This is a genomic window from Pseudomonas sp. 29, from assembly GCF_002754355.1.
Lineage (GTDB): Bacteria > Pseudomonadota > Gammaproteobacteria > Pseudomonadales > Pseudomonadaceae > Aquipseudomonas > Aquipseudomonas neuropathica.
In genome coordinates, this window is record NZ_PEEY01000001.1 from 2,748,708 (window position 1) to 2,770,274 (window position 21,567).

Sequence of the window (21,567 nt, forward strand, 5' to 3'; positions counted from 1 at the left end):
ACCTCAGGCGAACTCGCACGTCACGCTGGACTCGCCGTCGAGCGTGGCATGCACACGCTTGAGGCTTTCACCGGTGGCCATGGCGTCGAGCAGACGATCCGCAACCAGCGGCAAAACGTGCTGGTCGAGCAAATGGTCGATCAGGCGCGCACCGCTTTCGCTTTGCGTGCAACGCTCGGACAGGTGATCGACGAGGTTCTGGCACCAGCTGAAATCCAGCTGACGACGGTTGAGGCGCTCGCCGAGACGACCGAGTTTGATCTCGATCAGCTCGCGCAATACCGGGCCGCCGACCGGGTAGTACGGCACCACTTTCATCCGCGCCAGCAGCGCCGGTTTGAAGTGTTTGCTGAGTACCGGGCGAATGGTTTCTTCGAGGACTTCAGCGGTCGGGCGTGCGCCGTTTTCGCAGAGGTCGCTGATCTTGTCGCTACCGAGGTTCGAGGTCATCAGGATCAACGTATTGCGGAAGTCGATCTCGCGACCCTCGCCGTCGTTGGCCACGCCTTTGTCGAAGATTTGGTAGAACAGGTTGAGCACGTCCGGGTCAGCCTTTTCGACTTCATCGAGCAACACCACCGAGTACGGTTTCTGGCGTACGGCTTCGGTGAGCATGCCGCCCTCGCCGTAACCGACGTAGCCTGGTGGTGCGCCGATCAGACGGGAGACGGTGTGCTTCTCCTGGAACTCGGACATGTTGATGGTGGTGATGAAACGATCACCGCCGTACAGCAAGTCAGCCAGGGCCAGCGCGGTTTCGGTTTTACCGACGCCGCTCGGGCCGACCAGCAGGAACACGCCCACTGGTGCGTCAGGTTTGTTCAGACCGGCAGCGGTGGCGCGCATCGAGCGATCCAGGGCGTGCACGGCTTGTTCCTGACCACGGATGCGCGTGCGCAGGTCGGTGGCGAAACTGGCGACTTTGGCGTTGTGTTCGCGAGCCAGTTGCGCCAATGGCACGCCGGTCCAGGCACTGATTACTTCGGCAACCAGGCGCGGGCACACTTCGAAGCTGACCAGACGCTCCTTGACCTGTGCGGCGGTCAAGGCGCTGTGGGTTTCGTTGAGCTGAGCTTCTAGCGCTTCGACGCTTTGGCCTTCTTCAACTTCAGCGGCGATGGTTTCGATCACCGTACCTTCAGCGTCTTCTTCAACGTTGACGGTCGGCTCAACGGCGGCGGCTTCGCGGGCCTTGGCCAGTTGCTGACGCAGTTCCAGCAGGCGCTCGGCCAATTGCTTCTGTTCAGTCCACAGGGTTTCCAGCGCGACCATTTCGTCTTCGGCTTCGTCGAGACGAGCTTCCAGTGCATCCAGCGCTTCGTGGTCGATCAGCAGACCGGCCTCGGCATCGCGGCGCAGGGCCTGACGCTGACGGCCACCTTCAGCCAGTTCGCCACGCAGGCGCTCAAGGCTTTCCGGGGCAGCGGCGAGGCTGATGCGTACGCGGGCGCACGCGGTGTCGAGGACGTCGACCGCTTTGTCCGGCAGTTGCCGACCGGCCAGATAACGTGCGGACAGTTCAGCGGCTGAGACCACCGCGTCATCACGCAGGTAGATGCCGTGGCTCTTCTCATAAACCTGGGCCAGACCACGAAGGATGGTCACCGCTTCACTGACAGTCGGTTCGTGCAGTTGCACCGGTTGGAAACGACGGGCCAGCGCCGGGTCTTTCTCGAAGTATTTCTTGTACTCGGCCCAGGTGGTCGCGGCGATGGTACGCAGTTCGCCACGGGCCAGTGCTGGCTTCAGCAGGTTGGCCGCATCGGAACCGCCGGCATTGCCGCCCGCGCCGATCAGGGTGTGAGCTTCGTCGATGAACAGAATGATCGGTTTCGGCGAAGCTTTGACTTCGTCGATCACGCCTTTAAGACGACGCTCGAACTCACCTTTGACGCTGGCGCCAGCCTGCAGCAGGCCCATGTCCAGCGACAGCAGTTCAACGCCTTTGAGCACTTGCGGCACTTCACCGGCGGCGATGCGCGAAGCCAGGCCTTCGACGATAGCGGTCTTACCCACGCCAGCTTCACCGACGACGATCGGGTTGTTCTTGCGGCGACGGGCGAGGATGTCGACCATTTGGCGAATCGCGCCGTCACGGCACAGCACCGGGTCGAGTTTGCCGTCGCGGGCCTGTTGGGTCAGGTTGTGGGTGAAGCGCTGCAGCAGCGATTCGCCCTGCGCCGCTGGTTTGCCGTTGGCCGCCGGTTGCTCCTGTTGCGACAGGGCAAATTCCTTCAGGCGATCGATGTTCAACTTGGCGAGCAGCGGCTGATAACGGCTGCCGGCGTAGCGCATCGGGTTACGCAGCAGCGCAAGGATCAGCGCCGCGTCTTCGACCTGGGTCTGGCCCAGTTCGAGGTTGGCCACCAGCAGCGCGTCTTGCAGCCACTGCACCAGCTCCGGGGCGAACACCGGATTACGCGAAGCGCTGTGCTCGACGCGCGATTGCAGCGCAGCGCTCAGTTCACCGGCGTCGACGTCTGCATCCTGCAGTGCGCGCGACAGCAAGCCGTTCGGGCGCTCGAGCAGGCCAAGCATCAAATCTTCGACGAGGATCTTGCTGCCGCCACGGGCCACGCAACGCTCGGCCGAACGTTCCAGATCACGACGGGTTTCGGCGTCCAGCGCCTGGATGAGTTGTTGCAGGTCTACGTTGATCATGGCTCACGTCCTTAATGAATTTTGCTGCCCAGGGTTACCACGCCGTCCGCTTTTTCGCGGCCCAGCCAACTGGTCCAACCGAGGCGACAGGCGTTCTGCTCACCGATGCGCAGTTCGCGGATTTCTTCCTGGCGCAGGACCAGGCGAATGTCGTAATCGAGCGGGTCACGCAAGGTGAACCGCACCAGCGCGCAGAGCGGCTGGTAACCGAAACCGATCGGCAGGAACTCATGGAATCGCTGCCAGTCGAGTTCGGTGATGTGAATGCGGAATTTGCCGCTGCGGTCGCGCACGTGTTCGCCGAGCACCAGGTCTTCACCGAGCAGGCTGTTGGCACGACCCAATCGATTGCGCTGCTCTTCGAGGATCTCCACGCGACGCTCGATGCACTGCTCGATGACCAGGTCTTCGTGCTTGAAGTAGTAACGCAGTACGGCTTCGATCAACGCCGCCGAGTGCGCCCGCAAGCTGAGCAGGCCGAGGTACGGCAGCAGGCGTTTCCAGTTGAGTTCCTTGGCCTTGCGGATCTCTTCGCCACCGAGGCCGATCAGGGCAAACAGCTGCGAAGAGAACGGGTCGATCGCGCCGCTCTGGAAGCTCGCGCGATAGCGATACTTGCGCCAGATCGGCAGCATCAGCCGTTGCAGGCGATGGTGGAACAGGTCGAGGAAGTTGCGCGTCGGGTTGCCGTCTTCGCTATCGCCCAGGGCTTGTTCGCCGTAGAACGCCGGCAGCGGCGAACCCGAGCCGACCAGGCCGATCAGGTTGAAACGCATGCGCGCGCGCATCTGCCCGTGCTCTTCGAAGAACTCCACACGATCGACGTCGCTGCGCGGAAAGCCCAGGCTCGGGTTGGCCTGAAACTCCACGTGGTCGTACAGATCGTCTTCGCTCAGGTGCGGGTGTGCCTCGCGCAGCCGGTCGATCACCAGCAGCACGGCCTGAAACAGCGAGTACTCGCGTATTACCTTGGTCAGCCCGCTTAAAGCAGGGGCTGCAGGCCCATACGTGGTGTCCATTGGTACACCTCTCCCTGTGTGCTTTTTACGCGCAGCTCATGGAATGAATTGAGACTGGCGTAAAGCGCGAAAAACTCGTTAAGAACCGAAGCGAAGACGAACAGGTCGCCTTCGCCGATGTACCCTTCCGGGTCGATGGTCAGTTCGGTGCGCAAACCGCGCACCGGCAACCCACGGTGCAAGCGGTCGACGTGGTGATGCTTGATGTGCTTGAGGCCGCCGAGCAGGCGTTTGCTGACCTTCTCCGCGTGCTGGTCGTAGTAGCGCGGCAAGTCGTAGGTTTCGAGAATCACCTTCAACGCATTGACGTCGGCCAGCGACAGATAGTTAAGCGACATGTTGCTGATCAGCTTCCACAGGAAGTCACGGTTCAGCGGTGGCGCGAAGCTGGAAGTGGCCGGGGTAATGTTGCGGAAGCTCAAGAACTCCGGCGTCTCTTCACTGGCCATGCAGATGTCGCCGAGCTTGAGCTTGCGCGGCAGGTTCTGGTTGGTGCACATCAGCTCGATCGACAGGGTTTCGTGGGCTTCGGTATGGCGAATACCGAAGCTCAGGTAGGTGTCGAGGCCGTCGTGCAGCAAGGACGAACGCTGGCGGATGCTGTAATGCGGACGGCTGTTGGGCACGTCGAAACTCGGGTCGTGCTCGAAGGATTCGAACGGCACGTACTCCTGATAACCGAGGCCGCCGGGCTTCCAGCCGGTCACGGTTTCCACCGAGAACACACCGCAGTTTTCCAGATCGTATTCCGCCGGCAGCAATAGGTATTCATCCTGTTTGCCGTCGAGGCGAATCGGCAGCGCGTCGTGGGCGAACAGGTTGGCAATCGGCGTGCAGAACAGCTTGACGTTATCCAGGGTCGGCCGCATGCGCATGATGCCGCTCTTGCGAATATCGAAGCGCAACTCCAGGCCGCGCATCTGCTTGAGGGTGTCCTCCGGCAGCGCGTTGATGATGTCCAGACCATTCACATCGACGAACAGGAACTTGTCCTGGAAGGCGAAGTATTCCTGCAGGTAGCGATAGCCGCGGAAGGTGTTCAGCGGATACGGGATCAACGCCTCTTCTTCGGCAAAGCCCACCGGTTTGACCCGATCACCGGGAATCTTGAACGCCATCGGCTTGCCGCTGACGCCATCAATCGGTTTGCCGGCGCCGTCGAGCGGGATCAGTTCGATGCCTTCAAGGTTGCGCAACAGGCTCAGGTAGAGCATCTGGCTGATGTAGCGCTCACCGGCAAAATGCAGACGCAGTTTGCTCAGTTCCAGTTCACCGAGGTGGCCGTCGGCGCTCATTTCCAGACGCAGGCTGAGCAGCGAGCCGTCGCCCTTCACCGAGTAGTTCAGCGCGGCCAGATCCAGCGGCAGCACGTCAGTCGGGTAACAAGTACGGAAGCGGCAACGCACGTCTTCGATCGGCTTGCTTTCAATCGGCGTATCGCGCTCGACGCGCAACGCCGGCCCGGAACGCTTGAGCGGATCGAACTGCAAAATGCTGAACGCCGGCAGCGGGCGCATGTAGTTCGGCCACAGCAATTGCATCAGCGAATGGCTGAGTTCCGGCAGCTCGTCATCGAGCTTCTGGCGCAGACGCCCAGTCAGAAACGCAAAGCCTTCGAGCAACCGCTCCACGTCCGGATCCCGCCCGGCCTGGCCCAGATACGGCGCCAACGCCGGACTACGCTCGGCGAAACGGCGACCGAGTTGGCGCAGTGCGGTGAGTTCGCTTTGGTAGTAGTGGTTAAAGGACACGGGTTACCTGCCTGGTAGTGGAACGCATCAAAAAAATATCCTGTAGAGCGCGACCGTCAGACCGGCACAGAAGTAACCGGCGATCAGGAGGTAGGGCACGAGCAGGATCCATCCGTAGGCCATGAAAGCATTGTCGAATGGCCCGCCGACCAGGCTGCACAAGCCATAAAGCATCCAGGGTACCGCGTAGAAAGGGATGATTTTCAACGGCGCCAGCCAGACCATTCGCAGCGCCTGCTGCTCATTGCGGCTCTTCGCGGCCCGCGAGCCCCATAGCGCAAACAACAGCAACCCGGGCATGCCGAACCACAACAGATACACCCAGTGGGTCTCGGACGAGTCGAATGTCGAATACTCGCCAATCCACAGGCCATAGGATGAAAACGCCAGCATGGCCAAGAATGGCGTCCACAAGGCTCCCATGAAGAAACTGAGTTGCGCGCGACTGAGCAGGGCCATCTCGTTCGATACACCTATCACGGGCAAGCCTCCATCCTCGAAAACACACGCATCCATTGCGTCATGATGCATACCGTGTGTTTTCTGCATGAGAGTGCTTCTGGCGATCAGGCGCATTCCGGCACCCACCAGTCTTCGTAGCCTTGCGTGCCGGGATACAGCACTGTCGAGCCGTTGAATTCGGGAGCAACCGCAAAAATTTCAGTCACCCGGAAATTCCATTCCGAGGATTCGAGCAACGCGCCGTCCTTGGTGTACACCCGAAAAAAGTACCCGCTGCTGAACATCCCAAACACTTGCCCGATCAATCCCAGCTTGGGATAACCGGGTGCGTATGTGATGAGGTAGCACTCGCCCGACTCGCTCGAGTGTCGCGCCAAACCCTGCGCCGTTAAGCCACCGAAAATCTTCAACCCCAGCAAGACGGTGCATATGGACACACCGGTCAGCGCCGAAGCCAGCAACAGTCGCGGCAATGCTCGACGTTTCTGAGCCTCCAGCGGTTGCAGTGCCGCGTGCTTGCGCCAGCGGGTGTAAGCCGTGTGGATGACGTTGGTCAGCAGGATGGCGCAAACCGTCAAACCACCTGTAAGCGCGCAATAGGCCAAGCCACGAATGGGGTACTGCGGCAGCAGATAAAACAGAATCGTCAACATCATCAAAACTACCAAGCCAAACTGGATGGCTTGACGCTGGATGAAGACCAAAATCAAATTCATGAAAACGAAAAAATAGAAAATCAGATACATCGCCATGCCGATGGCGACACCGTGCGGGGTCAATCCACCGACCAGTTGTTTATAGACGAGAACCGCATAGCCATTCATAACGATATAAATCACACAGGCTAGCGAGTGCACAGCCAGACCGATGGCGTGACGGCTATTCATGTGCAACTCCGGTCATGGCTTTATCGGCACTCTGGAATGAGGACGTGCCTTCAGCCCCAAAAAAACCTATTACCGACATTCTGGAATTATCCAACTTTCCCAGCCTTCAGAACCCGGATACAAGATCATCTCGCCATGAAATTCCGGGGCAGCCCCTGGATCTCCCTCTCGCATCCATAGATACCACTCAGATGTTTTTAGAAGTTTTCCATCCATTGAATAGACCCGATAGAAGGATTGACTGCTGAAAAGCTCTAACAAACTTCCTGCGATTCCCAAAAATCCATAATCAGCTGCATATCTGGCGATGTAGCATTTACCAGATTCACTCAAATAAGTTTTTAATGGCTTTGCAACCAGAGAACTGTGAACTTTTAGCGCGAGAAGCATCGCCAGAAGCAATGACACAGCCAGCAGCAGATAAACGCCTCGTTTTCTGTTAGCACTGATCATGACGCTACCATCGGCTTTGCCCTCGCCACGAACTCACCGAAATCGGCACTCATGAAACGAAAGTCAATGGATGTTGGCAACTTCTTCACGGTTGAATAAACAAACAAATCGCCACCTTTACCATGTAGAGCACGGTACTGATTGAAGCTGTCGTTAGTTACCTTGTGATACAACTGGCCATCTGCCTCAAATGTATCTCGACCCAACGCACTAAATCCTTTCACGCCACTTTCAAAGCTCCAGTATCCAAGCGGCTGATTATTACTGCTGTCATTCAAAAACTCATACGTATCACGTATGTAGCAACCAATTTCTTCGATATGCAAAATAGCCGGTGTTTTTTTGGTTTTCGAAACCGTTGAAAATTTGGTAACAGCAAACTTTACGGAAAACCCACCCAACGTTCCGTAAACATCATCCAGTGGATCAGTAATTCTTGCCCACTTATCAGTTCCGATAGACCTGCGATTGTACTGCGATGTTACTTCCAACTCTTGGGCGCTCATAGAGCTGAAATCATATTCGCCTGTTTTCAGATCCATGCTTGCCTGATCAAGAATCCCGAGATCTCTCAGACGCGTCATAAACTGCAAAAGACCAGGCGCCAGTTGATTCAATCCTTTGGCACGCCCGATCAGCTCGTTGTACTGACTGGCATACGCTGCTTTTTCGAGCAACGCTTTTACATCTTCACCTGTGTGCGGTGACGCACTGTTCAACCAATCGAACTCCAGATCATCAAACAGTTTTTCTGGAGTGAGTTGTTTAACGTCAAGACGCCCTTCTTTTTCGTCGATAGTCATTTCGTAAGGCTTGCCATCGAACCAGCGCTGCATCAGTCGAGCGGCCTGCACCCAGCCCATTTTTCTCATGGCGCCAGGAATATCTGTGATCTGGAATTCGTCCACAGGCACTTCTACTGGCGTCTTGTCAGAAGAAGGCGTGAGCTGGGTCGTGAGTGGTGCCGGTGCGGTCATGTCATAAACCCTATGCAATCACGAGCGAAGACTGCGGTTCGAAGGTAAGCGTGACGCTTTCAGCCAAATTGGAAGCAATCGGCGCCGTTTTACCCTGTGCATCAGTAACGCCCTTGATTTCTCTGCCAGAGGCCGTTCTCAGGGTGTAGGCACGGTTTGCGACCGGAGCACCGGTTCTCGGATTGCGTGCGACGAAGTGCTGGGTAAAAGGCCAACTGAGCTCCACCGGCAACGGCGGCACAAACGGCGCTGGTGAATGCGAATTGCCGATAATCACCGTCCCGGAACCGGCGGTGACTTTGTTGCCGTGGGAGCCCACGGAATCAACGGTGACAGCAGACTTGCCGTTGATTTTCACCGTCGTGGTCAAACCGCCGACCATCGCACCACCACACGCGGAGGCATCGCCTTCGCGGGCGGCGGCGAGGCCGTCGAAGAACACGTCGCCGGAACCGGCGGCGATCGGGTTGGTACCGTGGCCGGGAAGCGGGCAAGCGGTGGGGTCGGATACACGTGCTGCTGGTTTGCCAGACATCGGGGTTCTCCTTAGTTGACCTTGGCTTGAGGACTGTTCATTTCTTGACCACACGCTGGAATATTCCAGCCTTCGTAACCCGTAACTGTCGGGTAGATCGCGTGACCGTATACCCATTGCGAGCGTTCATCGGTGGTGAACTCGTTCTGCCAGAGCAACCATTCGGACGATTTCAGCAGCGTGCCGTCTTTTGCGTAGACCCGGAAAAAGGCTTCGCTGGCAAACAGCTTGAAAATCATTCCCGGTATGCCGAGGGCCGAATACTGCGGAATGTAGGAGCGGATGAAGCACGTACCCGCATCGTTCCAGTCGGTGGAGTACTCGTGAGCCAGCCGTGCCGCCGTCGTTTTCACGTAACAGGCAGCTGAAACCAGGGCAGCAGCCGTCAGGGCGAGAAATAGCAACACGCCACGCCCCCACTTCGCCAACGCACCCGGATTCACGGCGTTCCCTCGCATGGTTCTAATTCACCTTCACTTGTCCGCTGCCATCCAGGCGCGCGGAAAAACTGACCTGACGCTTGAACCCTTCTACTTCCAGCAGGCCTTCGATGCTGAAGGCGAGGCGAAGCTGATCGTGGTCACGCGGCAGGGAAATGACACGCACATTGCTCAGGCGCGGCTCGTAGGCTTCGATGAAGTTTTCGATGGCCAGACGGGCCTGACTCAGGGAGTCGTGCAGGCTCAGACGCATGTCATTGAGATCGGGCAACCCGTAGTCGGACAGCGTTTGCACGCTGCCGGCCCGGGTGCTGAGCATTTTGGCCAGATGGGCAGCCACTGACGCCATGGCACAAGCCTCAAGGCTGTTGCCCTTGCGTAGTTGCGCGTCGCCATTGAGGCGTTCGAACAGGCTGCCGTATCCGTCCATGAGTCGCTCTTACTCTTTGTCCAGCTTGCCAACCAGCGACAGGGTGAAATCGGCACCCATGTACTTGAAGTGCGGACGCACGTTCAAGCTCACGCGGTACCAGCCCGGCTCGCCTTCAACGTCGCTGACGATCACTTGCGCAGCGCGCAGCGGACGACGGCCACGCACTTCGGCGCTCGGGTTTTCCTGGTCGGCAACGTACTGACGGATCCACTTGTTCAGTTCCAGCTCGAGGTCGGTACGCTCTTTCCACGAACCGAGTTGCTCGCGCTGCAGCACTTTCAGGTAGTGAGCCAGGCGGTTGACGATCATCATGTACGGCAGTTGGGTGCCGAGCTTGTAGTTCAGCTCTGCGGCCTTGCCTTCTGCGCTGATGCCGAAGAACTTCGGCTTCTGCACCGAGCTGGCGGAGAAGAACGCCGCGTTGTCGGAGCCTTTACGCATGGTCAGGGAGATGAAGCCTTCCTCGGCCAGTTCGTATTCACGACGGTCGGAAACCAGAACCTCGGTAGGGATCTTGGTTTCGATTTCGCCCATGCTTTCGAAATGGTGCAACGGCAGGTCTTCAACCGCGCCACCGCTTTGTGGGCCGATGATGTTCGGGCACCAGCGGAATTTGGCGAAGCTGTCGGTCAGCTTGGTGCCGAACGCGTAAGCAGTGTTGCCCCACAGGTAGTGCTCGTGGCTGTTGGCAACGGTTTCCTTGTACACGAACGATTTGACCGGGTTTTCTTCCGGATCGTAAGGGTTACGCAGCAGGAAACGCGGCACGGTCAGGCCAACGTAGCGGGAGTCTTCCGAAGTACGGAAGCTCTGCCATTTGGCGAATTGCGGGCCTTCGAAGTGGTCTTTCAGATCTTTCAGATCCGGCAGGCCGGTGAAGCTTTCCAGACCGAAGAATTTCGGGCCGGCGGCAGCGATGAACGGTGCGTGCGACATGCACGAAACGCTGGCCACGTACTGCATCAGCTTGACGTCTGGCGAGCTTGGCGACATGTAGTAGTTAGCGATGATCGCGCCCACCGGCTGACCACCGAACTGGCCGTATTCAGCGGTGTAGATGTGCTTGTACAGGCCCGACTGCATGACTTCCGGCGAATCTTCGAAATCGTCCAGCAGGTCTTCTTTGGAGACGTTGAGGATTTCGATCTTGATGTTTTCGCGGAAGTTGGTGCGGTCAACCAGCAACTGCAGGCCACGCCACGACGATTCCAGAGCCTGGAAGTCCGGGTGGTGCAGGATCTCGTCCATCTGACGGCTGAGCTTGGCATCGATCTCGGCGATCATGCGGTCAACCATGGCCTTCTTGACCGGCTCACCGTTGTTCTGCGGCTTGAGCAGTTCTTCGATGAAGGCCGACACACCGCGCTTGGCGATGTCGTAGGCTTCGTCGTCCGGAGTCAGACGGGTTTCGGCGATGATGCTGTCGAGAATGCTGTATTCGCCGCTGGCGGCGCTCTTCTCTTGTGCTGCGCTAGTGCTCATTGTGTTGGCTTCCTTGGCTGGAGTCTCAGGCGTCCGGGGCTGCGGCGTTCAGGCCCAGCTCACCGAGTACGCGACCGCGGGATTCGTCGTCGGCGAGCACGCCTTCGATCGCTTTACGGAACGCAGGTGCGTTACCCAGCGGGCCTTTGAGGGCCACCAGCGCATCGCGCAGTTCCATCAGTTTTTTCAGCTCAGGCACTTGCTCGACCAGGCTGGCCGGGTTGAAGTCCTTCATCGAATTGACGCGCAGTTGCACAGCCAGCTCGTCGGCCTCGCCATCTTCCTGCAGACGGTTCGGCACGCTCAGCGTCAGACCCAGTTCTTGCTTGGCCAACACTTCGTCGAAGGTCATCTTGTCGATGCTGATCGGCTTGCGATCTTCGATTTTGCGATCGTCCTTGCGGTGGGTGTAGTCACCGATTGCCAGCAGCTTCAGCGGCAGTTCAATCTCTTCCTGAGCACCGCCGGTGGCGGGTTTGAAGGTGACGTTGATGCGTTCCTTGGGGGCTACCGAGCCTTCTTTGGCCATGGCTTTTCTCCTTGCGGTTGTGGCCCTGGGGCCTATTCGAGTACCACTTCGAGGTCGAGGTGGCACAGCCTGCGATAAATCTCTTCCTTGCGTTCACGTACGGCATGGTTCTGCGGCAACAACTCGCAGCAGCTATGCAGTAAATGCAGCACTTCCAATGCAAGATCGGGCTCCCAGGCGTGCAGGCCTGAGTCCTGTAATGTTTGATCGAGGGTTTCCAGCTGGTTCTTGGCCAGTTCGTATTTCTTGGCCATGAAGCACAGGCGCGCGAGGGCGAACTGCCAGAAGAAACGTTCGCGGCCGCCGTGAGCGGATTGCAAACCCTGCTTGAGGGTCTGCACGGCAGGCTTCAGGCCTTCCTTGCGCAGCAGCGGCAGGACTTCTTCGAGGGCCTTTTCCCAGGCCGGCTGGGTTTCGACGTTTTCGCTTTCGACCTTGCGCGGCGCGCTGGCGCTTTGCAGGTGCGGCATGACGTTGGCGGCGATCCACGCCCGGGTGGACGGATCGGCAAACGGCGCGCCGTCATGGAAGCGCAACTCGACAATGCCGGGCAGCCGTTGAACCAAAAGCGCGAAGTGGATCTCCACTTCGCGCATTGCCAATTCGGCGTTGAGGTTCTGGAGACACTCCCAGACCATCCTCTGGCCATCGAACCAGAACGGCGCCTTCGCCAGGCTCGCCTCCAGTTCCACCAGCAGGTCGGCGTATTTGCCCTGATCGAAACGGTCCTGATAGAGCTTGAGCTTTTCCAGTGGCAGGCCGCGCAACACGGTGATCTGCTCGGCGTTGCGCTCCGGCACTGCGTCGATGGTCATCCACAGCAGTGTGCGATTGAGGCGCAGGGCGCGCAGGTCGGTGGCTTTCTGCTTGAGCCACCAGGCACACAATGGCCGGGCGCTTTCCTGTTGCGCGCGCAGGGCTTTGTGCGCATCTCGTTCGTTGTCGATCGGTGCGCCGGGGGTGAGCAACTGGCTCGCGGCCTGTTTGACCTGCGCCACCGCCGCACCGACTACACCGGGGGCCGGCTGGTTGTCGGCCGCGCGCTGGATCATGGTTTTCAGGCGACGGGAAATCGGCAGCAGCAACGGCGAATCATCGCCCAGATGCTCGGCACACGCCGCTTCAAGGCCGGACAGGTGCTCGGAGAGCTGCCGGAACATCGGCAACTGCTCTTTGATCGCAATGTTTTCGGTGATGACTTGCTCGAGACGCGGCACCAGCCAGCCGATCGCGGCGGCACGAGTACGGGGTTTGAGCGGGTGAACGTCGGCCCAGTTGTTTTCCGACAGATGGTGCAGCAGACCGAGGCCGGCCAGCAGCCCGGGGAAGGATTCGCGCTGGTACAGCGACCAGGTCAGCCAAGCGCCGACACGTAAATCCTTGGATTGGGTACGCAGCAGGTTTTCGCTGTTTTCGCGAATTTTCAGCCAGTCGATCTGCCCGCTTTCGTGCATCGACGAGGCTTTGGCCAGCTCACTTTCCAAGGCCTCGAATTCGCTCGAAAAACGAACGTCTTCGCCCGCGAAATTCTCTTTGGAAACAGAGACTTTAGCGAGTTCGAGGTAATGGGCGGAAAGTTTGCTTGAGTAGGACATCCATGGCCTTTATTAAGGATTACAGTCAGGCGCCTATTGGAGTTACCGCGGCGCGGGACAGTATCGAAGAGCGGTGAAGCGACTCATCCAATTGAGATGTGCTCTTTCAAGTGGGCGCATCGTAATCACTATGATGGCCACTAGCAAGCATCTGATTAAACAACAAGACGAACTGTTCTTTGTTTGTTGTAGGAGGTTTCCCTATATTTAGTCAGGGAATCCCCGATGCCGTCTTCATATATACGCAGCTGCACGAAACACCTGAAAACCCTGATTTAGAGCGATCGTTCCAATCTGCGGTGATCACCGAAGACCGGGGCCGACGACAATGGCGCGGAGCATGACGGGTTTTGAAAAAAACGGATGTAGGATGATTCCGAAAGATTTCAGTGTTGTTTCAACAATCCACAGCGAGACAACCAACAATGGCAAAAGTGCCATCACTATGATGGCTTTTATATATAGGGTATTGATTTAAGTGTGAGGCAGATCGATAGCCAACCAATGCAATTGATTACGTGGCTTTTATTATTGCTGCAGGGCATAACAAATAGGCAGGCATAAAAAATGGGCACCCAACCGCAATCGGTGTGCCCATTTTTTCAGCGGTTCTCCCCGTTATTCGAGGAGTTCGCCGCAATTAAGGATTTACGCTGTCTTTCAACGATTTGCCTGGCTTGAACGCAACAGTGTTGCTGGCCTTGATTTTAACCGGTTCGCCGGTCTGCGGGTTTTTGCCGGTGCGGGCGCCGCGGTGGCGTTGCAGGAAGGTGCCGAAGCCGACCAGCGTCACGCTGTCCTTGCGGTGCAGAGCGCCGGTGATTTCTTCGAGAACGGCGTTGAGTACGCGGTTGGCCTGTTCTTTGGTCAGATCTGCTTTTTCAGCGATTGCAGCGGCGAGTTCTGGTTTACGCATTAGTGAAGCCCCTTTGACGGTTTTTTGTTGTTATGTCCGTGCTGTTCTCGTTGGAACAGCGCCCAAGGCGCCGCAGGCTCTACTCTGCGGCAGACGGGAGTGAGAATGGCACGCGGATACCGGCGGCGCCAGTCTCCACGCGACCTTTGTAGGGGCAAAAGCGGGGTGATTCCGACAGAACGACCGGTATTTACGCCAGCAGCGCCGGAAGCTGTTTGTTCAGGGCGAGTTTTTCCATCACCGCTGCACCCGTCAGCGCATAACCGAGCAACTGCCCATCGGCACCGTGGCACAGCGCCTTGATGTCGGCGCCCAGACCTTCGACGGTCCACACACCTTCGCTGCCCCGTGGTGGTGGCGAAACCACCAGCGGGCACACCGGGGTTTTTACGGTGATCGGCATCGGGCCGTAGCTCACGGCAGTAGGGTTTCCAGCGAGGGTTTGCGCCAGCGCGCGCGCGCAACTCATCAGGGGCATCACGTACAGCAGATTCAATCCGTCGACCTCGGCGCAGTCGCCCAGGGCGTAAATATTGGCGTGGGAGGTTTTCAGGTGCCGGTCGACCACGACGCCGCGATTGACCTGCACGCCGGCAGCCGCCGCCAGATCGATACGCGGGCGCAGGCCGATGGCCGAAACCACCACGTCGCAAGGAATGACCTGGCCGTCGGACAGGTGCGCTTCCAGGCCGTCGGCGACTTTTTGCAGGCGGGTCAGTACCGGGCCCAGGTGGAATTTCGCACCAAGGCTTTCCAGCCCGGCCTGCACCGCCGCCGCAGCGGCCGGGTGCAGCAGCATCGGCATGACTTGTTCGCACGGCGCCACCAGTTGCACTTCGTAGCCGCCAAGTATCAGGTCGTTGGCAAACTCACAGCCGATCAGGCCAGCGCCGAGCAGTAGCACCCGACGCTTGCCCGCCGCAGCGGCGCGGAAACGCGCATAGTCTTCGAGATCATTGATCGGGAACACCAGATCGCTGCCATCGCCTTCAATCGGCACACGCACGGTTTCCGCGCCCCAGGCGAGAATCAGGTCGCGATAGCTGACCGCCTCCTCGCCAATCCACAGGCGCTTGTGGCCAGCGTCGATGCCGCTGATGCGCGTGTGCGTGCGCACTTCGGCCTTCAACTGCTCGGCCATGGTGCCCGGCTCGGCCATGCTCAGGCCGTCCGCGTCCTTGTTCTTGCCGAAACCGGTGGAGAGCATCGGCTTGGAGTAAGAGCGACCGTCATCAGCAGTGATCAGCAACAGCGGGGTTTCGCTGTCGAGCTTGCGAAACTCGCGGGCCAGGTTGTAGCCCGCCAGGCCAGTGCCAACGATGACGACAGGTGCGCTCATGCCTTACTCCTTTGTTTTTCTTGCTTAGTTGATTTCGATCATTTCGAAGTCCGTCTTGCCGACGCCGCAGTCCGGGCACAGCCAGTCTGCCGGTACGTCTTCCCAACGGGTGCCCGGCGCAATGCCGTCATCCGGCCAACCCTCGGCTTCGTTGTAGATCAGGCCACAGACGATGCATTGCCACTTTTTCATTCAGGTACTTCCTCAGGGTTCAGGCGTGGTGCCGGCGCGGATAGTCGATGGGTGTTGCGCTGCCATCCGGCTCAGGGCGTTTTGTACTGATGGTGCCGGGCAGATGCAAGCCTGTTCGGCGCAATGGCGACACGGATCAATCAATAGCGCAGCTCGCCATGGTAAGCTCGCCGCCTCATTTGCGGCCAATAATGACTCATTGTGCAACATTCAAATGCCTGCCCGACCCCGCTCTGGCTGACCCAAAGCCGACTGACGCCCCTCCCCGATTCGTTGACCCTCGACTGGTTGTTCGACGAAGGCTCCCTCACCCGCCGACTGACCCGGTTGTCCAATGACGGCTTCAGCGTCACGCCACTGTTTGAAGGCTGGGACACCCTGCGCGCTGACGAATGCGCTGCACTGGATCTGGCCGAGGGCAGCGAAGGCTGGGTGCGCGAGGTGTATTTGCGCGGTCACGGCGAGGCCTGGGTGTTCGCCCGCAGCGTCGCCTCACGCATTGCCTTGCAGGGCGACGGCTTGCACATGGACGAACTGGGCAGCCGCTCGCTGGGCGAGTTGCTGTTTTGCGATCAGGCGTTCCAGCGCCGCGCCATCGAAGTGTGCCACTACCCTGAACAATGGCTGCCACAAGCGGCGAAAGCGCCTGAGCTGTGGGGCCGTCGTTCGCGTTTTGATCGTGGCGCGCTGAGCGTATTGGTCGCGGAAATCTTCCTGCCGAGCCTGTGGAGCGCCGCCCGCGCCCATCCGGAGAACTGCTGATGTATCAGAGCCTGCTCAAGTCCCTTAACCGCTTGAACCCGCGCGCCTGGGACTTCATTCAATTGACCCGGATGGACAAGCCGATCGGCATTTACCTGCTGCTGTGGCCGACGCTGTGGGCGCTGTGGATTGCCGGCAAAGGCTCGCCGTCGCTGGCCAATATCGTGATTTTCGTCCTCGGCGTGATTCTGACCCGCGCCGGTGGCTGTGTGATCAACGACTGGGCGGATCGCAAGGTCGACGGCCACGTCAAACGCACCGCACAACGGCCATTGGCGGCTGGCAGAATCAGTTCGAAAGAAGCGCTGGTGTTCTTCGCCCTGTTGATGGGCGTGAGTTTTCTGCTGGTGCTGTGCACCAATGCGCCGACGATCTGGCTGTCGCTCGGTGGCCTGGCGTTGGCGTTCACATATCCGTTCATGAAGCGCTACACCTATTACCCGCAAGTGGTGCTGGGCGCGGCGTTTTCGTGGGGCATGCCGATGGCGTTCACGGCCGAGACCGGTGAACTGCCGGCGGCAGCGTGGCTGCTGTGGATCGCCAACCTGCTGTGGACGGTGGGTTACGACACCTATTACGCAATGACCGATCGCGATGACGATTTGAAGATTGGCGTGAAATCCACGGCAATTCTGTTTGGCGAGGCGGACCGGGTGATCATCCTGAGTTTGCAGGCATTGTCACTGGGTTGCCTGATGCTGGCGGGGTCGAAGTTCGAGTTGGGCGTCTGGTTCCATCTCGGCTTGCTGGTGGCTGCCGGGTGTTATGCGTGGGAGTTCTGGTACACCCGCGATCGTGACCGCATGCGCTGCTTCAAGGCGTTTTTGCACAATCATTGGGCCGGGTTGGCGATTTTTGTCGGGATCGTGCTGGATTACGCATTGCGCTGAAGATTCAAACCTGTGGGAGTGAGCTTGCTCGCGAAAGCGTTGGGTCTGTTGCCACATAGGCTGACTGAGACGACGCCTTCGCGAGCAAGCTCGCTCCCACAGGGAATTGCGTTTACTTGTGCTCGTGCACCACGTGCCACACTTCCTTCATGCCATCGCCTTTCATTTCTCCAGGCTTCTCATCCTTCATGAAGGTGTACAGCGGTTTGCCGTCGTAGGCGTACTGCATCATGCCGTCATCACGCTTGATGACCGTCCATTTGCCTTCAGCCTTGGCCCCCGCCGGCGCCATCATCGGCGGCCAGTTCTTCGCGCAATCGCCGTTGCACATCGACTTGCCGCCAGCGTCCTTGTCGAACGTATAAACGGTCATGCCTTTGTGATCGACCATCATGCCGTCTTTCATCATGGCCGGCTCCGCGGCCATGGCAAATCCAGGCAGAGTCAGGGCGGCAGCCATCAGCAGTGCTTTAAAAGAAACAGTCATTTGAGTCATGGAAACCTTCTTTTGTGGTTGTCAGGATTCGGACTTAGAGCTTAGTTGAGGATTTGCACAATCGCCGCCGGACTAAAATACTGTCACACGACTGCAATAATTCCGTTATCTAATGCGGCGCAAGACAGTTAAATGACAAGAGGATTAAGGCATGGTTGGCAGGAGCATTCTGATCGTCGACGACGAAGCGCCCATTCGCGAAATGATCGCCGTTGCGTTGGAAATGGCCGGCTATGACTGCCTCGAGGCCGAGAACTCGCAGCAGGCCCACGCCATCATCGTCGACCGCAAGCCGGACCTGATCCTGCTCGACTGGATGCTGCCCGGCACCTCCGGCATCGAACTGGCCCGTCGTCTGAAGCGTGACGAGCTGACCGGGGACATCCCGATCATCATGCTCACCGCCAAGGGCGAAGAGGACAACAAGATCCAGGGTCTGGAAGTCGGCGCCGACGACTACATCACCAAACCGTTTTCCCCGCGCGAACTGGTCGCCCGCCTCAAAGCCGTGCTGCGCCGCGCCGGCCCGACCGACGGCGAAGCGCCGATCGAAGTCGGCGGCCTGCTGCTCGATCCGATCAGCCACCGCGTGACCATCGACGGCAAACCGGCCGAGATGGGCCCGACCGAATACCGTCTGCTGCAATTCTTCATGACCCACCAGGAACGCGCCTACACCCGTGGCCAGTTGCTGGATCAGGTCTGGGGCGGCAACGTCTATGTTGAAGAGCGCACCGTCGACGTGCACATCCGGCGCTTGCGCAAGGCCCTCGGCGACGCCTACGAAAATCTGGTACAAACCGTGCGCGGCACCGGCTACCGGTTTTCCACCAAGGCCTGATCCGACCGCCAGACTCGCTGACAAGGACCGTATTTTCCGTGAATCAAAACTGGCATGGCACCCTGATCCGCCACATGCTGTTGCTAGTCACAGCGTGTCTGGTGATCGGCCTGATCACCGGCTATTACGGCTGGAGCCTTGCGGCGGGCCTGGGGATTTATCTGGCCTGGACACTCAAGCAATTGCTGCGTCTGCACGAGTGGCTGCGCCAGCACCAACCCGACGAAGCACCGCCCGACGGCTACGGCCTGTGGGGCGAGGTGTTCGACAGCATCTACCACCTGCAACGCCGCGACCAACGCGTGCGCGGGCGTCTGCAAGCGGTGATCGACCGGGTGCAGGAATCCACCGCCGCGCTGAAAGACGCGGTGATCATGCTCGACAGCGACGGCAATCTGGAATGGTGGAACCGCGCCGCCGAAACCTTGCTTGGCCTCAAGACCCCCCAGGACAGCGGCCAACCGGTGACCAACCTGGTGCGCCATCCGCGTTTCAAGGAGTACTTCGAGCAGGAGAGCTACGCCGAGCCGCTGGAAATCCCCTCGCCGACCAACGATCGCGTGCGCATTCAGCTGTACCTGACCCGCTACGGCAACAACGAACACTTGATGCTGGTGCGCGACGTCACGCGCATCCATCAGTTGGAACAGATGCGCAAAGATTTCATTGCCAACGTCTCCCACGAGTTGCGCACGCCGCTGACGGTGATCTGCGGCTACCTGGAAACCCTGCTCGACAACGTCGAGGAAGTGAATCCGCGCTGGAGTCGCGCGCTGCAGCAGATGCAACAACAGGGCGGGCGCATGCAGACGCTGCTCAACGATTTGTTGTTGCTGGCGAAACTCGAAGCCACCGATTACCCGTCGGACAATCATCCGGTGCAGATCGACACCCTGCTGCAATCGATCAAGAGCGATGCCCAGCAATTGTCGGGCGCGAAGAACCAGCGCATCAGCCTCGAAGCCGATGCCGGCCTGTTGCTCAAGGGCAGCGAGGCGGAGTTGCGCAGTGCGTTTTCCAATCTGGTGTTCAACGCGGTGAAGTACACCCCGGCCGAGGGCAACATCCGCATTCGCTGGTGGGGTGACGATCAAGGCGCACACCTGAGCGTGCAGGATTCCGGCATCGGCATCGACAGCAAACACCTGCCGCGCCTGACCGAGCGTTTCTACCGCGTCGACTCCAGCCGCAACTCCAACACCGGCGGCACCGGGCTGGGTCTGGCCATCGTCAAACACGTGTTGCTGCGCCACCGCGCACGCATGGAAATCAGCAGCGTGCCCGGTCACGGCAGCACGTTCACCTGCCATTTCGCCCCAGCTCAGGTGGCTCAGGCGCGGGCCATCAGCGCCGCCGAGTAAGACCGACCGGCACTCGCCACTAGGCAATCGCCATGTCAGCCGCTACATTGGCTGACTTGTGCCTGCCTTTCAGGCGCGATTTTTCTCTCTCTTGAATCACACGGAACCCGCAAAACTCCATCATGGACCCTTCCCCTGGCTTGTCCCTCGCTACAATTTTCGCCGATTTCGGCATGATCCTTTTTGCTCTGATCCTGGTTTTGCTCAACGGCTTTTTCGTTGCGGCGGAATTTGCCATGGTCAAACTGCGCTCGACCCGGGTCGAGGCCATCGCTGATCAGAACGGCTGGCGCGGGCACATCCTGCGCACCGTACACAGTCAGCTCGATGCATACCTCTCGGCCTGTCAGCTCGGTATCACGCTCGCCTCCCTTGGCCTTGGCTGGGTCGGTGAGCCGGCGTTCGCACACATCCTCGAACCGCTGCTGAGCGCGGTCGGCGTGCAGTCGCCGGAGATCGTCAAAGGTGTGTCGTTCTTCACCGCGTTCTTCATCATTTCGTACTTGCACATCGTGGTTGGTGAGCTGGCCCCGAAATCCTGGGCGATCCGCAAACCCGAGCTGCTCTCGCTATGGACGGCGGTGCCGCTGTACCTGTTCTACTGGGCGATGTACCCGGCGATTTACCTGCTCAACGCCAGCGCCAACGCGATTCTGCGTATCGCAGGGCAAGGCGAACCCGGTCCGCACCATGAACACCATTACAGCCGCGAAGAACTGAAACTGATCCTGCACTCCAGCCGTGGCCAGGATCCGAGCGATCAGGGCATGCGCGTTCTGGCCTCGGCGGTGGAAATGGGCGAGCTGGAAGTGGTCGACTGGGCCAACTCCCGCGAAGACCTGATCACCCTCGAATTCAACGCGCCGCTGAAAGAAATCCTCGCGATGTTCCGTCGCCACAAGTTCAGCCGTTATCCGGTGTACGACAGCGAGCGCCAGGAGTTCGTCGGCCTGCTGCACATCAAGGATCTGCTGCTGGAACTGGCGGCGCTGGACCACATTCCCGAGTCGTTCAACCTGGCTGAGCTGACCCGTCCCCTCGAGCGCGTGTCGCGCCATATGCCGCTGTCGCAGCTGCTGGAGCAGTTCCGCAAGGGCGGCTCGCACTTCGCCGTGGTCGAGGAGGCTGACGGCAACATCATCGGCTACCTGACCATGGAAGACGTGCTGGAAGTGCTGGTCGGCGACATTCAGGACGAACACCGCAAGGCTGAGCGCGGGATCCTCGCCTATCAGCCGGGCAAGCTCTTGGTGCGTGGCGACACGCCACTGTTCAAGGTGGAACGCCTGCTGGGCATCGACCTCGACCACATCGAAGCGGAAACCCTTGCCGGGCTAGTCTACGAAACCCTGAAACGGGTGCCGGAAGAGGAAGAAGTGCTGGAAGTCGAAGGCCTGCGGATCATCATCAAGAAGATGAAAGGGCCGAAGATTGTGCTGGCGAAGGTGTTGATGCTGGATTGAGTGCAATGCGGGAAACCGCGTTGCCTGCTAAAAGATCGCAGCCTGCGGCAGCTCCTTGGATCGCATTCCTGTGTAGGAGCTGC

The 21,567-nt window shown here is 59.0% G+C and carries 22 protein-coding genes; 5 read left to right on the forward strand and 17 right to left on the reverse strand.

Features of this window, described 5'->3' with window-relative positions:
* Positions 1-3 precede the first annotated feature (3 nt).
* From tssH to CLU80_RS12945, 16 genes are all read right to left on the reverse strand, one after another.
* Positions 4-2,661: a type VI secretion system ATPase TssH gene (gene tssH / locus CLU80_RS12875; RefSeq protein WP_099757535.1), complete on the reverse strand. Its 2,658-nt coding sequence runs from the start codon at positions 2,659-2,661 to the stop codon at positions 4-6.
* Positions 2,662-2,672: 11 nt separating this feature from the next.
* Complete coding sequence (gene tssG / locus CLU80_RS12880; protein WP_016985779.1) at positions 2,673-3,680, reverse strand: type VI secretion system baseplate subunit TssG; 1,008 nt, start codon at positions 3,678-3,680, stop codon at positions 2,673-2,675.
* Entirely contained in the window at positions 3,644-5,431 is a 1,788-nt protein-coding gene (gene tssF / locus CLU80_RS12885) for a type VI secretion system baseplate subunit TssF (RefSeq protein ID WP_093429639.1), read from the reverse strand. Before tssF ends, tssG begins: the two co-directional genes overlap by 37 nt.
* A gap of 27 nt (positions 5,432-5,458) precedes the next feature.
* Positions 5,459-5,890 carry a hypothetical protein gene (locus CLU80_RS12890; RefSeq protein ID WP_286079821.1) on the reverse strand — a complete coding sequence of 144 codons (432 nt, stop codon included), beginning with the start codon at positions 5,888-5,890 and terminating at the stop codon, positions 5,459-5,461.
* Positions 5,891-5,997: 107 nt separating this feature from the next.
* Complete coding sequence (locus tag CLU80_RS30245; protein ID WP_286079734.1) at positions 5,998-6,780, reverse strand: hypothetical protein; 783 nt, start codon at positions 6,778-6,780, stop codon at positions 5,998-6,000.
* 69 nt (positions 6,781-6,849) lie between these two features.
* On the reverse strand, positions 6,850-7,233 hold the full coding sequence (locus CLU80_RS30250; protein ID WP_286079735.1) for a hypothetical protein: 384 nt from the start codon (positions 7,231-7,233) through the stop codon (positions 6,850-6,852).
* The gene (locus CLU80_RS12900; RefSeq protein WP_286079736.1) at positions 7,230-8,210 is read right to left on the reverse strand and encodes a DUF6402 family protein; all 981 of its coding nucleotides are present in this window, start codon (positions 8,208-8,210) and stop codon (positions 7,230-7,232) included. Before CLU80_RS12900 ends, CLU80_RS30250 begins: the two co-directional genes overlap by 4 nt.
* Before the next feature lie 10 nt (positions 8,211-8,220).
* Complete coding sequence (locus CLU80_RS12905) at positions 8,221-8,745, reverse strand: PAAR domain-containing protein (protein WP_099757537.1); 525 nt, start codon at positions 8,743-8,745, stop codon at positions 8,221-8,223.
* An 11-nt stretch (positions 8,746-8,756) separates the two neighbouring features.
* Entirely contained in the window at positions 8,757-9,203 is a 447-nt protein-coding gene (locus CLU80_RS12910) for a hypothetical protein (RefSeq protein ID WP_099757538.1), read from the reverse strand.
* 4 nt (positions 9,204-9,207) lie between these two features.
* Positions 9,208-9,615, reverse strand: coding sequence for a type VI secretion system baseplate subunit TssE (tssE, locus tag CLU80_RS12915; protein WP_093429635.1), 408 nt, complete (start codon positions 9,613-9,615; stop codon positions 9,208-9,210).
* Positions 9,616-9,624: 9 nt separating this feature from the next.
* Positions 9,625-11,100, reverse strand: coding sequence for a type VI secretion system contractile sheath large subunit (gene tssC / locus CLU80_RS12920; RefSeq protein ID WP_016772499.1), 1,476 nt, complete (start codon positions 11,098-11,100; stop codon positions 9,625-9,627).
* Positions 11,101-11,125: 25 nt separating this feature from the next.
* Positions 11,126-11,629, reverse strand: coding sequence for a type VI secretion system contractile sheath small subunit (gene tssB, locus CLU80_RS12925; protein WP_003229587.1), 504 nt, complete (start codon positions 11,627-11,629; stop codon positions 11,126-11,128).
* Between the two features lie 32 nt (positions 11,630-11,661).
* Positions 11,662-13,224 carry a type VI secretion system protein TssA gene (gene tssA, locus CLU80_RS12930; RefSeq protein ID WP_007920270.1) on the reverse strand — a complete coding sequence of 521 codons (1,563 nt, stop codon included), beginning with the start codon at positions 13,222-13,224 and terminating at the stop codon, positions 11,662-11,664.
* A gap of 640 nt (positions 13,225-13,864) precedes the next feature.
* Positions 13,865-14,140 carry an HU family DNA-binding protein gene (locus tag CLU80_RS12935; RefSeq protein WP_003213368.1) on the reverse strand — a complete coding sequence of 92 codons (276 nt, stop codon included), beginning with the start codon at positions 14,138-14,140 and terminating at the stop codon, positions 13,865-13,867.
* 190 nt (positions 14,141-14,330) lie between these two features.
* A complete protein-coding gene (locus CLU80_RS12940; protein WP_093429634.1) occupies positions 14,331-15,479 on the reverse strand; it encodes an NAD(P)/FAD-dependent oxidoreductase in 1,149 nt (382 codons plus the stop codon).
* Between the two features lie 24 nt (positions 15,480-15,503).
* Positions 15,504-15,671, reverse strand: coding sequence for a rubredoxin (locus tag CLU80_RS12945; protein ID WP_093429633.1), 168 nt, complete (start codon positions 15,669-15,671; stop codon positions 15,504-15,506).
* Positions 15,672-15,872: 201 nt separating this feature from the next.
* On the opposite strand from CLU80_RS12945, the gene CLU80_RS12950 reads away from it, so the two are divergent.
* Positions 15,873-16,433 carry a chorismate--pyruvate lyase family protein gene (locus tag CLU80_RS12950; RefSeq protein ID WP_099757539.1) on the forward strand — a complete coding sequence of 187 codons (561 nt, stop codon included), beginning with the start codon at positions 15,873-15,875 and terminating at the stop codon, positions 16,431-16,433.
* Positions 16,433-17,323: a 4-hydroxybenzoate octaprenyltransferase gene (ubiA, locus tag CLU80_RS12955; RefSeq protein ID WP_099757540.1), complete on the forward strand. Its 891-nt coding sequence runs from the start codon at positions 16,433-16,435 to the stop codon at positions 17,321-17,323. Before CLU80_RS12950 ends, ubiA begins: the two co-directional genes overlap by 1 nt.
* A 112-nt stretch (positions 17,324-17,435) precedes the next feature.
* Here ubiA and CLU80_RS12965 read toward each other — a convergent pair whose 3' ends face one another.
* Entirely contained in the window at positions 17,436-17,819 is a 384-nt protein-coding gene (locus CLU80_RS12965) for a COG4315 family predicted lipoprotein (protein ID WP_077575084.1), read from the reverse strand.
* A 151-nt stretch (positions 17,820-17,970) separates the two neighbouring features.
* Here CLU80_RS12965 and phoB point away from each other — a divergent pair, with 151 nt between their 5' ends.
* The 3 genes from phoB (at position 17,971) to CLU80_RS12980 (ending at position 21,484) form a co-directional block, all read left to right on the forward strand.
* Positions 17,971-18,660, forward strand: a complete 690-nt coding sequence (gene phoB, locus CLU80_RS12970; RefSeq protein ID WP_007896474.1) for a phosphate regulon transcriptional regulator PhoB — start codon at positions 17,971-17,973, stop codon at positions 18,658-18,660.
* A gap of 74 nt (positions 18,661-18,734) precedes the next feature.
* Entirely contained in the window at positions 18,735-20,021 is a 1,287-nt protein-coding gene (phoR, locus tag CLU80_RS12975) for a phosphate regulon sensor histidine kinase PhoR (RefSeq protein WP_256573782.1), read from the forward strand.
* A 122-nt stretch (positions 20,022-20,143) separates the two neighbouring features.
* Positions 20,144-21,484 carry a hemolysin family protein gene (locus CLU80_RS12980; RefSeq protein WP_007920256.1) on the forward strand — a complete coding sequence of 447 codons (1,341 nt, stop codon included), beginning with the start codon at positions 20,144-20,146 and terminating at the stop codon, positions 21,482-21,484.
* The last annotated feature ends 83 nt before the right edge of the window (positions 21,485-21,567 follow it).

What these genes read in the sequence shown, in the direction of transcription:
- tssG (WP_016985779.1), bottom strand. Translation starts at nt 3,680, where the DNA reads ATGGACACCACGTATGGGCCTGCAGCCCCTGCTTTAAGCGGGCTGACC.
- CLU80_RS12900 (WP_286079736.1), bottom strand. Translation starts at nt 8,210, where the DNA reads ATGACCGCACCGGCACCACTCACGACCCAGCTCACGCCTTCTTCTGAC.
- tssE (WP_093429635.1), bottom strand. Translation starts at nt 9,615, where the DNA reads ATGGACGGATACGGCAGCCTGTTCGAACGCCTCAATGGCGACGCGCAA.
- CLU80_RS12935 (WP_003213368.1), bottom strand. Translation starts at nt 14,140, where the DNA reads ATGCGTAAACCAGAACTCGCCGCTGCAATCGCTGAAAAAGCAGATCTG.
- CLU80_RS12965 (WP_077575084.1), bottom strand. Translation starts at nt 17,819, where the DNA reads ATGACTCAAATGACTGTTTCTTTTAAAGCACTGCTGATGGCTGCCGCC.
- CLU80_RS12940 (WP_093429634.1), bottom strand. Translation starts at nt 15,479, where the DNA reads ATGAGCGCACCTGTCGTCATCGTTGGCACTGGCCTGGCGGGCTACAAC.
- CLU80_RS30250 (WP_286079735.1), bottom strand. Translation starts at nt 7,233, where the DNA reads ATGATCAGTGCTAACAGAAAACGAGGCGTTTATCTGCTGCTGGCTGTG.
- tssB (WP_003229587.1), bottom strand. Translation starts at nt 11,629, where the DNA reads ATGGCCAAAGAAGGCTCGGTAGCCCCCAAGGAACGCATCAACGTCACC.
- phoB (WP_007896474.1), top strand. Translation starts at nt 17,971, where the DNA reads ATGGTTGGCAGGAGCATTCTGATCGTCGACGACGAAGCGCCCATTCGC.
- tssA (WP_007920270.1), bottom strand. Translation starts at nt 13,224, where the DNA reads ATGTCCTACTCAAGCAAACTTTCCGCCCATTACCTCGAACTCGCTAAA.
- CLU80_RS12905 (WP_099757537.1), bottom strand. Translation starts at nt 8,745, where the DNA reads ATGTCTGGCAAACCAGCAGCACGTGTATCCGACCCCACCGCTTGCCCG.
- CLU80_RS12980 (WP_007920256.1), top strand. Translation starts at nt 20,144, where the DNA reads ATGGACCCTTCCCCTGGCTTGTCCCTCGCTACAATTTTCGCCGATTTC.
- phoR (WP_256573782.1), top strand. Translation starts at nt 18,735, where the DNA reads ATGCTGTTGCTAGTCACAGCGTGTCTGGTGATCGGCCTGATCACCGGC.
- tssC (WP_016772499.1), bottom strand. Translation starts at nt 11,100, where the DNA reads ATGAGCACTAGCGCAGCACAAGAGAAGAGCGCCGCCAGCGGCGAATAC.
- CLU80_RS12910 (WP_099757538.1), bottom strand. Translation starts at nt 9,203, where the DNA reads ATGCGAGGGAACGCCGTGAATCCGGGTGCGTTGGCGAAGTGGGGGCGT.
- tssH (WP_099757535.1), bottom strand. Translation starts at nt 2,661, where the DNA reads ATGATCAACGTAGACCTGCAACAACTCATCCAGGCGCTGGACGCCGAA.
- CLU80_RS12945 (WP_093429633.1), bottom strand. Translation starts at nt 15,671, where the DNA reads ATGAAAAAGTGGCAATGCATCGTCTGTGGCCTGATCTACAACGAAGCC.
- CLU80_RS12890 (WP_286079821.1), bottom strand. Translation starts at nt 5,890, where the DNA reads ATGGCCCTGCTCAGTCGCGCGCAACTCAGTTTCTTCATGGGAGCCTTG.
- ubiA (WP_099757540.1), top strand. Translation starts at nt 16,433, where the DNA reads ATGTATCAGAGCCTGCTCAAGTCCCTTAACCGCTTGAACCCGCGCGCC.
- CLU80_RS30245 (WP_286079734.1), bottom strand. Translation starts at nt 6,780, where the DNA reads ATGAATAGCCGTCACGCCATCGGTCTGGCTGTGCACTCGCTAGCCTGT.